Origin of the sequence: Bacillus sp. T17B1 (assembly GCF_026796395.1) — a bacterium.
In the GTDB taxonomy this organism is placed as follows: Bacteria; Bacillota; Bacilli; order Bacillales; family Bacillaceae; genus Bacillus; species Bacillus spizizenii_A.
In genome coordinates, this window is sequence record NZ_JALAYA010000029.1 from 63,195 (window position 1) to 76,560 (window position 13,366).

General features: G+C 43.5%; 11 protein-coding genes and 1 pseudogene. 11 read left to right on the forward strand and 1 reads right to left on the reverse strand.

Features of this window, described 5'->3' with window-relative positions; all coding sequences use genetic code 11:
* The first annotated feature begins 9 nt into the window (after positions 1 to 9).
* The 9 genes from MOF34_RS14340 to sipT all read left to right on the forward strand — a co-directional run bounded on the left by MOF34_RS14340 (position 10) and on the right by sipT (position 10,245).
* Positions 10 to 1,824 (forward strand): ABC transporter ATP-binding protein, encoded by a 1,815-nt coding sequence (locus tag MOF34_RS14340; protein WP_268400602.1) that lies wholly within the window; start codon positions 10 to 12, stop codon positions 1,822 to 1,824.
* A gap of 114 nt (positions 1,825 to 1,938) precedes the next feature.
* On the forward strand, positions 1,939 to 2,634 hold the full coding sequence (gene yknW / locus MOF34_RS14345; RefSeq protein WP_268400603.1) for a toxin SDP protection protein YknW: 696 nt from the start codon (positions 1,939 to 1,941) through the stop codon (positions 2,632 to 2,634).
* A 4-nt stretch (positions 2,635 to 2,638) separates the two neighbouring features.
* Entirely contained in the window at positions 2,639 to 3,772 is a 1,134-nt protein-coding gene (locus tag MOF34_RS14350; RefSeq protein WP_019714251.1) for an efflux RND transporter periplasmic adaptor subunit, read from the forward strand.
* Positions 3,773 to 4,465, forward strand: a complete 693-nt coding sequence (gene yknY / locus MOF34_RS14355) for an ABC transporter ATP-binding protein YknY (protein ID WP_019714252.1) — start codon at positions 3,773 to 3,775, stop codon at positions 4,463 to 4,465.
* A complete protein-coding gene (gene skiZ, locus MOF34_RS14360) occupies positions 4,462 to 5,655 on the forward strand; it encodes a sporulation-delaying-protein transporter subunit SkiZ (RefSeq protein ID WP_268400604.1) in 1,194 nt (397 codons plus the stop codon). Before yknY ends, skiZ begins: the two co-directional genes overlap by 4 nt.
* Positions 5,656 to 5,934: 279 nt before the next feature.
* Entirely contained in the window at positions 5,935 to 6,690 is a 756-nt protein-coding gene (locus MOF34_RS14365; RefSeq protein ID WP_268400605.1) for a DeoR/GlpR family DNA-binding transcription regulator, read from the forward strand.
* Entirely contained in the window at positions 6,687 to 7,598 is a 912-nt protein-coding gene (gene pfkB, locus MOF34_RS14370) for a 1-phosphofructokinase (RefSeq protein WP_268400607.1), read from the forward strand. Before MOF34_RS14365 ends, pfkB begins: the two co-directional genes overlap by 4 nt.
* A 14-nt stretch (positions 7,599 to 7,612) precedes the next feature.
* Positions 7,613 to 9,520: a PTS fructose transporter subunit IIABC gene (locus MOF34_RS14375; RefSeq protein WP_019714256.1), complete on the forward strand. Its 1,908-nt coding sequence runs from the start codon at positions 7,613 to 7,615 to the stop codon at positions 9,518 to 9,520.
* Positions 9,521 to 9,663: 143 nt separating this feature from the next.
* The gene (sipT, locus tag MOF34_RS14380) at positions 9,664 to 10,245 is read left to right on the forward strand and encodes a signal peptidase I sipT (protein ID WP_019714259.1); all 582 of its coding nucleotides are present in this window, start codon (positions 9,664 to 9,666) and stop codon (positions 10,243 to 10,245) included.
* Positions 10,246 to 10,280: 35 nt separating this feature from the next.
* Here the strand turns inward: sipT and MOF34_RS14385 are convergent, their stop codons facing one another.
* Positions 10,281 to 10,550 carry a hypothetical protein gene (locus tag MOF34_RS14385; protein ID WP_019714260.1) on the reverse strand — a complete coding sequence of 90 codons (270 nt, stop codon included), beginning with the start codon at positions 10,548 to 10,550 and terminating at the stop codon, positions 10,281 to 10,283.
* A 181-nt stretch (positions 10,551 to 10,731) separates the two neighbouring features.
* Between MOF34_RS14385 and MOF34_RS14390 the strand changes: the two genes are divergently transcribed.
* Positions 10,732 to 12,351, forward strand: coding sequence for an ABC-F family ATP-binding cassette domain-containing protein (locus tag MOF34_RS14390; RefSeq protein ID WP_019714261.1), 1,620 nt, complete (start codon positions 10,732 to 10,734; stop codon positions 12,349 to 12,351).
* Positions 12,352 to 12,412: 61 nt separating this feature from the next.
* A pseudogene (locus MOF34_RS14395) lies at positions 12,413 to 13,327 on the forward strand (ketopantoate reductase family protein).
* Positions 13,328 to 13,366 lie beyond the last annotated feature (39 nt).

Consider the following 13,366-nt stretch of genomic DNA (forward strand, 5'->3'; position numbering starts at 1 on the left):
GAGGGCCATATGAAACAAGCAAAAAAACAGGGGATTTTGGAACGTTTCTATTATACTTCTGATGAAATCATTGAAAAGCCGTTTAACTGGGCTCAAATGTGGCGGCTGCTGAGTTATGTCAAACCTTATCGAAAAACAATTTTGCCGCTTTCCTTTCTCACCGTATTGATTGGGACTGCCGTAAAGCTTGTGATTCCCATTCTGATCGGTGTTTATGTTCTCGATCAAGCGATTACAGCGAGAAACTCGGAGTTGCTGACCCAGCTCATTTTTATCATTAGCGGTTTATATGTGCTCAATTATGCCGCCAATGTGTTAAGGATCAGGTGGATGAATCAACTTGGCCAGCATGTGATATACGATTTGCGCCAGCATTTATTTACCCATGTGCAGCGCTTATCCCATCGATTTTTTGATCAGCGGTCGGCAGGATCAATCTTGGTCAGGATTATGAATGATATTAACTCTCTTCAGGAGCTCTTTACAAGCGGGGTCATCAACTTATTGACGGACTTGCTCCTACTGGCCGGCGTTATCATCATTTTGTTTACGCTGAGTCCGGAGCTGACTATCGCCATTATGGTGACACTGCCGATTATGTTTTTTATTTCAACAAGTCTCAGAAAAAAAATACGCCGCTCCTGGCAAACGGTGCGCCTTAAGCAATCGAAGCTCAATTCTCATCTGAACGAAAGCATTCAAGGCATCCGTGTCACGCAGGCATTTACGCAGGAAAAAGAAAACATGGCGTATTTTGACGGTGTCAATCAGGAGAACTACCAATCATGGCGGGAAGCAACAAGGAAAAATGCCATGTTTCGTCCGTTGGTTGAAATGACGAATGCGATTGGAACGGCTGTTTTGATTTGGTATGGCGCCACACTCATCATGAATGAAACCATTACAATTGGCGTCTTTGTTTCTTTTGCCTTCTATCTGGGCATGTTTTGGGAACCTATTTCGAGATTGGGCCAGGTCTATAACCAGCTGTTAATGGGGATGGCATCATCCGAACGGATCTTTGAGTTTCTGGATGAACAGCCAAATGTCAAGGAGAAGCCTGATGCCATTCATAAGAACAAAATAAGTGGGGAGATCCGTTTTGAAGAGGTTGAATTTTCGTATGATGAAAAACGAAAAGCTCTTCATGCGGTTTCCTTCTCTATCCCGGCGGGCTCGACGCTTGCGCTTGTCGGACATACAGGGAGCGGGAAAACGACGATCGCCAATCTAATCAGCCGTTTTTATGATGCCACGGGAGGCACAATTAAAATAGACGGCATTCCGATAAAGGATCTCTCTCTTGACAGTCTGCGCTCTCAAATCAGCATTGTGCTGCAAGATACATTTATTTTCTCTGGGACCATCATGGAAAATATACGTTTTGGCCGGCCGGGTGCTTCAGACGAAGAAGTGATGAAAGCAGCTAAAGCAGTCGGAGCGGATGAATTTATTTCTGGTTTAGCAGAAGGATACAAAACAGAGGTGGAGGAAAGGGGAAGCGTACTGTCTGCCGGGCAGCGCCAGCTCATCTCCTTTGCAAGAGCATTGCTCGCCGACCCAGCTATTATCATCCTTGATGAAGCAACGGCAAGTATTGATACAGAGACGGAGGTGAAAATTCAGCAGGCGTTAAAAACGCTGCTGAAAGGGCGTACAGCGGTGATGATCGCCCACAGATTATCCACGATCCGCGACGCCGACCGCATCATTGTTCTTGATCACGGCAAGAAAATGGAAGAAGGAAACCATGAGCAGCTGCTCGCTGAAGGGGGCATCTATGCCGGGCTTGTGAAAGCGCAATACAGCACAGTGATAGAATAATATAAAAAGCCTTCAGATATATATTGAAGGTATTTGGAAATTTATTTGAAAAACATGAAACTTTTTAATCCCTTTCCCGTACTATTTGTTAGATATTCTCGAGGAGGTTTTGTAATGGAAACAAATGTAGAAAAAAACAGCGGAATGGCGACTGAAAAGCCATCACTTTTTGGAGTGATCACAAGTCCGTCCATTCAATTTGAAAGAATAAGAGAAAAACCGGCTGTATGGGGACCGCTATTTATTGTTGCAGCAATTATCATCGTTGGCGCGGTACTGCAATCACTTGGTACGGATTATAGTGAGCTTATGAAAAACACGAACACTCAAGGGTTATCAGCTGAAGAAATTGAAACATTCGCAACAATCACCAAATTTGGAGGAATGGCAGGTGCGATTTTCGGTGGTATCGCAGCGTTATTTATTGCTCCTCTTATTTATTGGCTTTGTGTAAAAATCTCAGGCGGAGTTACGACATACAAAAAAATGCTTTCGCTCGGTCTGTTTGTCTCTTTGATTAGCAGTCTTGGATTATTGGTTAACGGAATCGTTGTTTTCACAACCAGTGCCAATCCGCTTTACAGCATGACGTCATTAGCAGGAATTATCCCGTCAGATGGGGCTCTGGCCAGCGTGTTAAATTCCTTTGAAATTTTCAGCATATGGAGTTTTGTATTATTAGCAATCGGTCTTCACAAAACAGGGGGCATCTCCAAAAAAGCCGGATGGATTACAGCAATTATTCTTTTTGGAATTTTAGTTGCTTTTTCATTTTTTGCAGGTTTAATCAATTCTTTGGCGGGTGCATAAACTCATGAAAAAAGTCTGGATCGGGATTGGAATCGCTGTTTTAGTCGCGCTTTTTATTGGAATCAATATATACCGGTCTGCCGCTCCGACAAGCGGCAGTGCCGGCCAGAAGATACAGACGGGAGGCCTTGAAGAAAAAGAAATTTCGTCAACGGTTATGGTTCCCGGCACACTTAAATTTTCAAATGAACAGTATGTGTTTTATGAAGCGGATAAAGGGACATTAGAAGACATCAAAGTGAAGGAAGGCGATAAAGTTAAAAAGGGCACGCCTTTGATCACTTATACAAATGAGCAGCTGAGCCTTGAAAAAGAACAGAACCAGTTAACGGCTGAATCGAACCAGCTCCAAATTGACCAAATTCAAGAAAAGGTAAAAGCCTTAGACAGCAAAGAAAAAGAACTGAAAAAACAGGTTGGACAGAAAGAAGCAGAAAAACAAATTGAATCTGAGCGGACGGAGCTTCAAATGCAGGAAAAAACCGCTGAGATCGAATTAAAACAAACCGAGCTTCAGCGGCAGTCACTTGCCAATCGGGTGTCAGATCTTCAAGTGAAAAGCGAAATCGAAGGCACCGTTATTTCTGTCAACCAAGAAGCGGCATCGAAAAAATCAGATATTCAAGAGCCTGTCATACATATCGGCAACCCGAAAGATTTAGTCGTCTCAGGGAAATTGTCTGAATACGATACACTGAAAGTCAAAAAAGGCCAGAAGGTCACACTCACTTCAGATGTTATTCAGGATAAAACATGGAAAGGCACAGTTTCCGCAGTCGGCCTTGTTCCGGATCAGCAGGAAAGCACTGCCGCACAAGGAACAGATCAAGCGGTCCAGTACCCGCTTCAAGTGAAAATAAAAGGGAATCTTCCAGAAGGAAAGCCAGGGTTTAAATTCATCATGAATATTGAAACAGATAAGCGGAAAGCAAATACGCTTCCTTCAAAGGCAGTCAAAAAAGAAGATGATCAATATTATGTGTATACAGTAAAAGACGGAAAAGCAAAACGAGTTGATGTCAAAATCGGTGAAGTAACAGATGATCTGACAGAAATTAAAGAGGGAATTTCTCAGGATGATCAAGTCATTTTGAATCCTTCTGATCAGGTGACCGATGGAACGGAAGTGAAAGCATAAATGATTCAGCTTTCTAACGTGCGAAAAAGCTACCAGATCGGCAGGGAAACGTTTGATGTTCTCCATTCTATTGATTTGGACATTCATCAAGGGGAATATGTCTCGATTATGGGGCCGTCAGGATCAGGGAAATCGACGATTATGAATATTATCGGATGTCTTGACCGGCCGACTTCCGGTACGTATAAATTAGACGGCGAAGATATTTCTTCATATAAAGATAAAGAATTGGCGGCCGTCCGTAACCGGTCTATCGGTTTTGTATTTCAGCAATTTCAGCTTCTTCCGCGGCTGAACGCAAAAAAAAATGTTGAGCTGCCGATGATTTATTCCGGTATAGGCAAGAAAGAACGGCAAGAGCGGGCTGAGAGAGCGTTGGAAAAGGTCGGGTTAGCTGATCGAATGCTCCACATGCCTAATGAGCTGTCAGGCGGACAGAAGCAGCGGGTGGCAATTGCGAGGGCGATCGTGAATGAGCCAAAATTGATTTTAGCTGATGAACCGACCGGCGCGCTGGATACGAAAACAAGCGCGGCAATTATGGATCAATTTACAGCATTAAATGCCGAGGGAACGACAATCGTTCTTGTTACTCACGAGCCGGAAGTTGCAGATTACACGAATCGGATCGTCATGGTGCGTGACGGAAACATTGTCCCTGCCAGCTCCGGACAAAGGAGTGTGGGAGAATGAGCCTCTTAGAAAACATCAGAATGGCTCTAAGCTCTGTCCTTGCCCATAAAATGCGATCGATCTTAACAATGCTCGGCATTATTATTGGCGTAGGCTCTGTCATTATTGTTGTTGCGGTAGGACAGGGCGGCGAGCAAATGCTGAAGCAGTCGATCAGCGGACCGGGAAATACCGTGGAGCTGTACTATATGCCAACCGATGAGGAACTTGCAAGCAATCCGAACGCCTTAGCAGAATCTACTTTTACAGAAAACGATATTAAAGGTTTAAAAGAGATAGAGGGCATCAAACAAGTCGTTGCATCCACTTCTGAAAGTATGACAGCGCGTTATCATGAGGAAGAAACCGATGTTACGGTTAACGGCATCAACGATGGATACATGAATGTCAATTCTCTAGAAATTGAAAGCGGCAGAACCTTTACCGACAATGATTTTCTCGCGGGAAAAAGAGCCGGAGTCATCTCTCAAAAGATGGCTGAGGAGCTGTTTGATAAAACCTCCCCTCTCGGTGAAGTAGTCTGGATCAACGGACAGCCTGTTGAAATTATCGGCGTGCTGAAAAAAGAAACAGGCTTGCTTTCTTTCGGTTTAAGTGAAATGTATGTGCCATTTAATATGATGAAAGCCTCTTTTGGCACAAGTGATTTCAGTAACGTATCACTGCAAGTCGAATCAGCAGACGACATAAAATCAGCTGGAAAAGAAGCGGCACAGCTGATAAATGACAATCATGGCACAGAGGATTCGTACCAAGTGATGAATATGGAAGAGATCGCTGCCGGGATTGGCAAAGTAACGGCGATTATGACGACGATTATCGGCTCAATTGCAGGCATCTCTCTTTTGGTCGGCGGAATCGGTGTCATGAATATTATGCTCGTATCAGTTACGGAACGAACGCGGGAAATCGGAATCAGAAAATCACTCGGTGCGGCGAGGGGACAGATTCTGACTCAGTTTTTAATTGAATCAGTTGTATTAACGCTGATTGGCGGTCTGATTGGGATTGGAATTGGATACGGAGGGGCATCGCTTGTTTCAACTATTGCGGGCTGGCCGTCACTCATATCCTGGCAGGTTGTATGCGGGGGCGTGCTGTTCAGTATGCTCATTGGTGTTATTTTCGGCATGCTTCCTGCAAATAAAGCCGCAAAGCTTGATCCGATTGAAGCGCTGCGTTACGAGTAACCTCATGCAACATGCATGAGGTTTTTTTATGTTTCATGATTTCTACTATGAATATAAAAGACTTTTTTCATTAAAATAAGAAGAAAATGTCGTACAATTGTCCTTATTTTTGTCGAATTTACAGTTTACAAACCCTATAGACATACGTTAATATGGAGAAACGTGAAAGATTTTGATAGTTATTGAATGAATTTGAATGATTTTAGTTGCCTAAACTGAAAAGAGCGTTTACAATGAAATTGTATTCAAAATGAATACGTTTTCATTAGGAGGTGAAGCATGTTAACTCCTGAACGGCATCAATTGATTATTGATCAAATAGAAAAGTATGATGTGGTAAAAATTCAAGAGCTCATAAATCTGACAAATGCTTCTGAATCAACAATCAGAAGAGATTTATCGACACTTGAAGAACGCGGTTTTTTAAAGCGTGTTCATGGGGGAGCGGCCAAGCTTTCCGATATCAGACTTGAACCCGATATGCTTGAAAAATCATCCAAAAACCTTCACGACAAATTGAAGATTGCTGAAAAAGCTGCTTCACTTTTAGAAGAAGGGGACTGCATTTACCTTGATGCAGGCACGACGACGTTGCACATGATTGATTTTATGGATAAAAGCAAAGATATTGTCGTTGTCACAAACGGGGTGATGCATATCGAAGCATTAATAAGGAAAGAAATTTCTTTTTATCTGCTTGGAGGATACGTAAAGCACAGAACGGGCGCGGTCATTGGAGGCGCTTCACTGATTGCCATGAATCAGTACAGATTTGATAAGAGTTTTCTGGGGACAAACGGTGTCCATGTAGAGGCTGGCTTCACAACGCCGGATCCTGATGAGGCTCTTTTAAAACAGAAAGCTGTCAAACAGGCAAAACACGCTTACGTCTTAGCAGACCCTTCGAAATTCGGAGAAATTTCATTTTCGGCTTTCGCCGGAATAGGCGACGCAACAATCATTACGACTGACGCTGAAGAGCTTACATTCGATAATTACCAAGAAAAAACTGTCGTAAAGGTAGTGAAACCATGATTTACACTGTAACACTTAATCCATCTGTCGATTATATTGTTCACGTTGAAGATTTTACTGTAGGAGGCCTGAACCGTTCTGTATACGATACAAAGTATCCAGGGGGCAAAGGCATCAACGTATCGAGACTGCTGAAAAGACATCATGTACCGTCTAAAGCACTCGGATTCGTCGGCGGATTTACCGGAGAATATATCAAAACATTTTTACGGGAAGAAAACCTGGAAACAGCTTTTTCTGAAGTGAAAGAAGATACCCGTATCAATGTAAAGCTGAAAACTGGTGAAGAAACTGAAATTAACGGGCAGGGACCGACAATTTCAGATGAAGATTTCAAAGCCTTTTTAGAACAGTTCCAATCTCTGCAAGAGGGAGATATCGTCGTCCTTGCAGGAAGCATTCCATCTTCACTGCCTCATGATACTTATGAAAAAATCGCAGAGGCCTGCAAACAGCAGAACGCGCGAGTTGTTCTGGATATCTCAGGCGAGGCGCTTTTGAAAGCGACAGAAATGAAACCGTTTTTGATGAAACCAAATCATCATGAGCTTGGAGAAATGTTCGGCACAACAATTACATCTGTTGAAGAAGCTGTTCCTTATGGGAAAAAGCTTGTAGAACAAGGCGCTGAGCATGTAATCGTATCCATGGCAGGAGACGGAGCGCTTCTGTTTACGAACGGAGCTGTTTATTTTGCTAACGTGCCAAAGGGGAAATTGGTAAACTCAGTCGGAGCGGGAGATTCCGTCGTTGCAGGATTCCTTGCCGGTATTTCCAAACAGCTGCCGCTTGAAGAGGCATTCCGCTTAGGAGTGACATCAGGCAGTGCCACCGCGTTCTCTGAAGAACTAGGAACAGAAGAATTTGTCCAGCAGCTTCTTCCTGAAGTTAAGGTCACACGTTTATAGAGGAGGAAACAAAAGTGAAAATAACTGAGCTTTTAACGAAGCATACGATAAAGCTTAATATTGAGAGCAAAGAAAAAGAAAATGTTATTGATGAAATGGTCACTGTTCTTGATAAGGCTGGAAAATTAAATGACAGACAAGCCTACAAAGAAGCCATTTTAAATCGTGAGAGCCAAAGCTCAACGGGTATTGGTGAAGGGATCGCTATCCCGCATGCAAAAACGGCAAGCGTTATCAACCCGGCGATCGCGTTCGGACGTTCAAAAGACGGTGTCGATTATGAATCATTAGACGGCCAGCCGGCTCACTTGGTGTTTATGATTGCGGCGACTGAAGGCGCAAACAACACTCACCTTGAAGCACTGTCAAGACTTTCAACGCTGTTAATGCGTGAAGAAATCCGCAAGCAGCTCCTTGAAGCTGAGTCTGAAGACGCCATCATCGACATCATTAACCAGCACGATAAAGATGATGACGAAGAGGAAGAGGAAGAAGAAGCGGCACCAGCACCTGCCGGAAAAGGAAAAATCCTTGCGGTGACTGCATGTCCAACAGGTATTGCACACACATTCATGGCTGCGGACGCCCTTAAAGAAAAAGCGAAAGAGCTTGGTGTGGACATTAAGGTCGAAACAAATGGTTCTAGCGGTATTAAGCACAAGCTGACTGCTCAAGAAATTGAAGATGCACCTGCAATCATTGTCGCAGCGGACAAGCAGGTTGAAATGGAGCGCTTTAAAGGCAAGCGCGTGCTTCAAGTACCTGTTACAGCAGGTATAAGACGCCCGCAAGAACTTATCGAAAAAGCGATGAACCAAGATGCGCCGATTTATCAAGGCAGCGGCGGCGGTTCTTCAGCTTCAAACGATGAAGATGGAGCGAGTGGGAAATCTGGCGGCAGCATCGGAAGCGCATTTTATAAGCATCTGATGAGCGGTGTCAGCAACATGCTTCCGTTCGTAGTCGGCGGCGGTATCCTCGTTGCGATTTCATTCTTCTGGGGAATAAATTCTTCCAATCCGGATGATCCTACTTACAACACGTTTGCTGCAGCTCTTAAGTTTATCGGCGGTGACAATGCATTAGGATTAATTGTGGCTGTTCTTGCCGGATTCATCGCAATGAGTATTGCAGACCGTCCTGGTTTTGCGCCTGGTATGGTCGGCGGTTTTATGGCTACTCAAGCAAATGCTGGATTCTTAGGCGGATTAATTGCCGGATTCCTGGCTGGTTATATCGTTGTTCTTTTGAAAAAAGCATTCGTCTTTATTCCGCAGTCACTTGACGGGCTGAAACCTGTACTAATTTATCCGCTGCTTGGTATTTTCTTAACTGGTATTATTATGCGTTTTGTTGTGAATACACCGGTAGCAGCATTTATGGATTTCTTAACAAGCTGGCTTGAAAGCCTTGGTACTGGCAACCTTGTATTAATGGGTATTATTTTGGGCGGTATGATGGCGATCGATATGGGCGGTCCGCTTAATAAAGCAGCCTTTACGTTCGGTATCGCGATGATTGATGCAGGCAACTATGCACCTCATGCAGCGATTATGGCCGGCGGTATGGTTCCTCCGCTTGGTATCGCACTTGCAACAACAATTTTCCGAAACAAGTTCTCTCAGCGTGACCGTGAAGCAGGTATTACATGCTACTTCATGGGTGCTGCATTCGTAACAGAGGGAGCGATCCCGTTTGCTGCGGCTGATCCGCTTCGCGTCATCCCAGCTGCTGTCGTTGGTGCAGCTGTTGCCGGCGGATTAACTGAATTCTTCCGTGTAACGCTTCCGGCACCTCACGGAGGGGTGTTCGTAGCCTTCATCACTAACCATCCGTTGCTTTATCTATTAAGTATCGTGATTGGTGCTGTCGTGATGGCCATTATCCTCGGTATCATTAAAAAACCTGTAACAGAGAAATAAGAAAAAAAGCGTCCTGATTCTAAAGGACGCTTTTTCTTTATCCTGCTTACTGGAACGCGGTTAAGTTATGTATTTTATTATCTTTTATGATAAAGTAAAAGAAGGGAAACAACTGATATAGCAATCGTCTAGGAGGAAACACTTTGACCGAGGAAAAAAACACGAAAATTGAAAAAACGGCGAAGAAAAAAACCAATACGTACTTGGAATGGGGAAAAGCGATTGTCATCGCGGTTCTGCTGGCTCTCCTGATCCGTCACTTTTTGTTTGAACCTTATTTAGTTGATGGTTCATCTATGTATCCTACATTACATGATGGAGAAAGGCTGTTTGTGAATAAGACAGTCAACTATATCGGCGAGCTAAAGCGCGGAGATATCGTCATTATCAATGGTGACACTTCAAAAATCCATTACGTAAAAAGATTGATCGGAAAGCCTGGAGAAACCGTTCAAATGAAGGATGACACGCTTTATATAAACGGAAAAAAAGTAGCCGAGCCTTACTTGTCTAAAAACAAAAAGGAAGCAGAAAAACTTGGAGTCAGTCTGACAGGTGACTTTGGACCGGTTAAGGTTCCGAAAGGCAAATATTTTGTCATGGGAGATAACCGGCTGAATTCAATGGACAGTCGAAATGGGCTGGGACTGATTGCGGAAGACCGGATTGTCGGCACATCGAAGTTTGTCTTTTTCCCGTTTAACGAAATGCGTCAAACAAAATAAAAACGCCTTGCTGGCCTTTGGACAGCAGGCGTTTTTTAATTTGAAAAAGAAGCGACCAATGCAATGCATAATACAGTAATGAACACTGAACCGATAATGGCCAGTACACTGAAGAAAAGGTGAACCTGTTTGTTCTCTTTTCCGCGCTTTTCTAAAAGTCGTTTAGCAAAAATGTGCGAAAATATGTATATCAGGGCTATTCCGATATATAAGCCGATATCTTTGGCGGTAAAGCCAGTTACAGCAAGGTAAAAGCCCGTAAAAAAGATCAATAAACAGTATTCAATAAGTGTTAAAAGCCTCAACGTGTTCCTCCATGAGAGTGTGTAATTTTCCAGCCGGATGCATTCTCTCTGTTTCATTGTAACATAGCTGGCCGGTTTGGGTGTATAAGTGTTTTCTCTCTTGTTTTATCAGGGAATCATTTCTCTTGCCCTGCATTCATGGTATACTTTTATTGATGATAGATATGATGGAGGATAATAAATGATTGCTGTAAATAATGTAAGCTTGCGATTTGCGGATCGCAAGTTATTTGAAGAGGTTAATATTAAATTTACCCCAGGCAACTGCTATGGGTTAATTGGTGCAAATGGTGCTGGTAAATCAACGTTTCTGAAAGTGCTCTCAGGCGAAATCGAGCCTCAGACAGGCGATGTTCATATGAGTCCTGGCGAGCGTCTTGCCATCTTGAAGCAGAACCATTTCGAGTACGAAGAGTATGAAGTGCTGAAAGTGGTTATCATGGGCCACAAACGCCTGTATGAAGTCATGCAGGAGAAAGATGCCATTTACATGAAGCCAGATTTCTCAGATGAGGATGGAATTCGTGCTGCTGAGCTCGAAGGTGAATTTGCTGAGCTGAACGGATGGGAAGCGGAAAGTGAAGCTGCGATCCTTTTAAAAGGCCTTGGTATTTCAGAAGATCTTCATACGAAGAAGATGGAAGACCTTGGCGGTTCAGAGAAAGTAAAAGTGCTCTTGGCACAGGCATTATTCGGCAAGCCGGATGTTCTGCTGCTTGATGAGCCGACGAACCACTTGGACCTTCAGGCGATTCAGTGGCTGGAAGAGTTTCTGATTAACTTTGAAAACACTGTTATTGTTGTATCCCATGACCGTCACTTCTTAAATAAAGTGTGTACACACATTGCTGACCTTGATTTTAACAAGATCCAAATCTATGTCGGAAACTATGATTTCTGGTATGAATCAAGCCAGTTGGCATTAAAGCTTTCCCAAGAAGCGAACAAGAAAAAAGAAGAACAAATTAAACAGCTTCAAGAGTTTGTCGCTAGATTCAGCGCCAATGCGTCTAAATCTAAGCAAGCTACATCAAGAAAGAAACTTCTCGAAAAAATTACGCTGGATGATATTAAACCGTCTTCACGGCGCTATCCTTACGTTAACTTTACGCCGGAAAGGGAAATCGGAAATGATGTTCTTCGGGTGGAAGGCTTAACGAAAACAATCGATGGTGTAAAGGTGCTCGACAATGTCAGCTTTATTATGAATAGAGAAGATAAAATTGCTTTTACTGGCCGCAACGAAATGGCTATTACTACGCTGTTTAAAATCATTTCCGGGGAAATGGAAGCTGACAGCGGAACGTTTAAATGGGGTGTTACGACATCTCAAGCGTATTTTCCAAAAGACAACAGCGAATATTTCGAAGGCAGTGATCTGAATCTTGTAGACTGGCTTCGCCAATATTCTCCTCATGACCAAAGTGAGAGCTTTTTGCGCGGATTCTTAGGTCGCATGCTGTTCTCCGGAGAAGAAGTCCACAAAAAAGCAAATGTACTATCCGGGGGAGAAAAGGTTCGCTGTATGCTGTCGAAAGCGATGCTTTCTGGCGCCAATATTTTAATTTTAGATGAGCCGACCAACCATTTAGACTTAGAATCCATTACAGCGCTCAATAACGGCTTAATCAGCTTTAAAGGCGCTATGCTGTTCACATCCCATGACCATCAGTTTGTACAGACAATTGCCAACAGAATTATAGAAATTACACCTAACGGCATCGTCGATAAGCAAATGAGCTATGATGAGTTCCTTGAAAATGCTGATGTGCAGAAAAAACTGGCTGAACTATACGCGTAATAAAAGAAGCAGAGATTCCTCTGCTTCTTTTTGATACATAGAGTTGAAAGGGGATCACAGCATGAAATTTTTAGTTGTCGGAGCAGGAGGAGTAGGCGGATATATAGGCGGCCGGCTTGCAGAGAAGGGCAATGATGTGACATTTCTCGTACGCCATAAAAGAGCTGAACAGTTAAAAGAAACCGGGCTTGTCATCCATAGTGAAAAAGGGGATGTATCATTTCAGCCCGCCTTAATCAGTGCCGGAGAAACAGGACATTTTGACGTCATTATCATCGCTTCTAAAGCATATTCGCTTGATCAGGTGATAGACGATGTCAAACCGTTTATCGACCACGAATCTGTCATTATCCCTTTCTTAAATGGGTACCGCCATTACGAGCAGCTGTTCACGGCATTTTCAAAAGAACAGGTGCTGGGCGGTCTATGTTTTATAGAAAGCGCCTTAGACAGCAAGGGAGAAATTCATCATACGAGCGCCTCGCATCGTTTTGTATTCTTGGCGAATGGAACGGAGAGCGTACAGAACGAATAACAGCGCTTGAAGAGGCATTTTCAGGCGTGAGGGCAGAAGTCATCATCAGCGGAAATATCGAGAAGGATATTTGGAAAAAGTATCTGTTTATTGCGGCGCAGGCGGGGATCACAACGTTATTTCAAAGACCGCTTGGCCCGATCCTCGAGACAGAAGGCGGACGTCACACGGTCCAAACTCTTATTGGGGAAATTGGTGCTATTCTTCGAAAAGAAGGCGTTCCTGCAAATTCGGATCTTGAAGAAGAGAGCTTCCGTACGATGACAAGGATGTCTTATCATATGAAATCCCTCCATGCTTCGTGATATGGAAAACGGACAAATGACTGAAGGCGACCACCTGCATGGCTTTTTGCTTGAAAAAGCAAAGCGTTTATCTCTTGCAGCACCTATATTAGAAACGGTTTATGCCAATCTGCAAATGTATGAAGCAGAAAAGTAAATAGGAGGCGAAAAGCCTCCTCAGGCTGTCGAGAAAATC

Excerpts from the sequence above, each read along its gene's own strand:
- yknY (WP_019714252.1), top strand. The coding sequence starts at position 3,773 with ATGATTCAGCTTTCTAACGTGCGAAAAAGCTACCAGATCGGCAGGGAA.
- MOF34_RS14365 (WP_268400605.1), top strand. The coding sequence starts at position 5,935 with ATGTTAACTCCTGAACGGCATCAATTGATTATTGATCAAATAGAAAAG.
- pfkB (WP_268400607.1), top strand. The coding sequence starts at position 6,687 with ATGATTTACACTGTAACACTTAATCCATCTGTCGATTATATTGTTCAC.
- skiZ (WP_268400604.1), top strand. The coding sequence starts at position 4,462 with ATGAGCCTCTTAGAAAACATCAGAATGGCTCTAAGCTCTGTCCTTGCC.
- MOF34_RS14390 (WP_019714261.1), top strand. The coding sequence starts at position 10,732 with ATGATTGCTGTAAATAATGTAAGCTTGCGATTTGCGGATCGCAAGTTA.
- yknW (WP_268400603.1), top strand. The coding sequence starts at position 1,939 with ATGGAAACAAATGTAGAAAAAAACAGCGGAATGGCGACTGAAAAGCCA.
- MOF34_RS14350 (WP_019714251.1), top strand. The coding sequence starts at position 2,639 with ATGAAAAAAGTCTGGATCGGGATTGGAATCGCTGTTTTAGTCGCGCTT.
- MOF34_RS14340 (WP_268400602.1), top strand. The coding sequence starts at position 10 with ATGAAACAAGCAAAAAAACAGGGGATTTTGGAACGTTTCTATTATACT.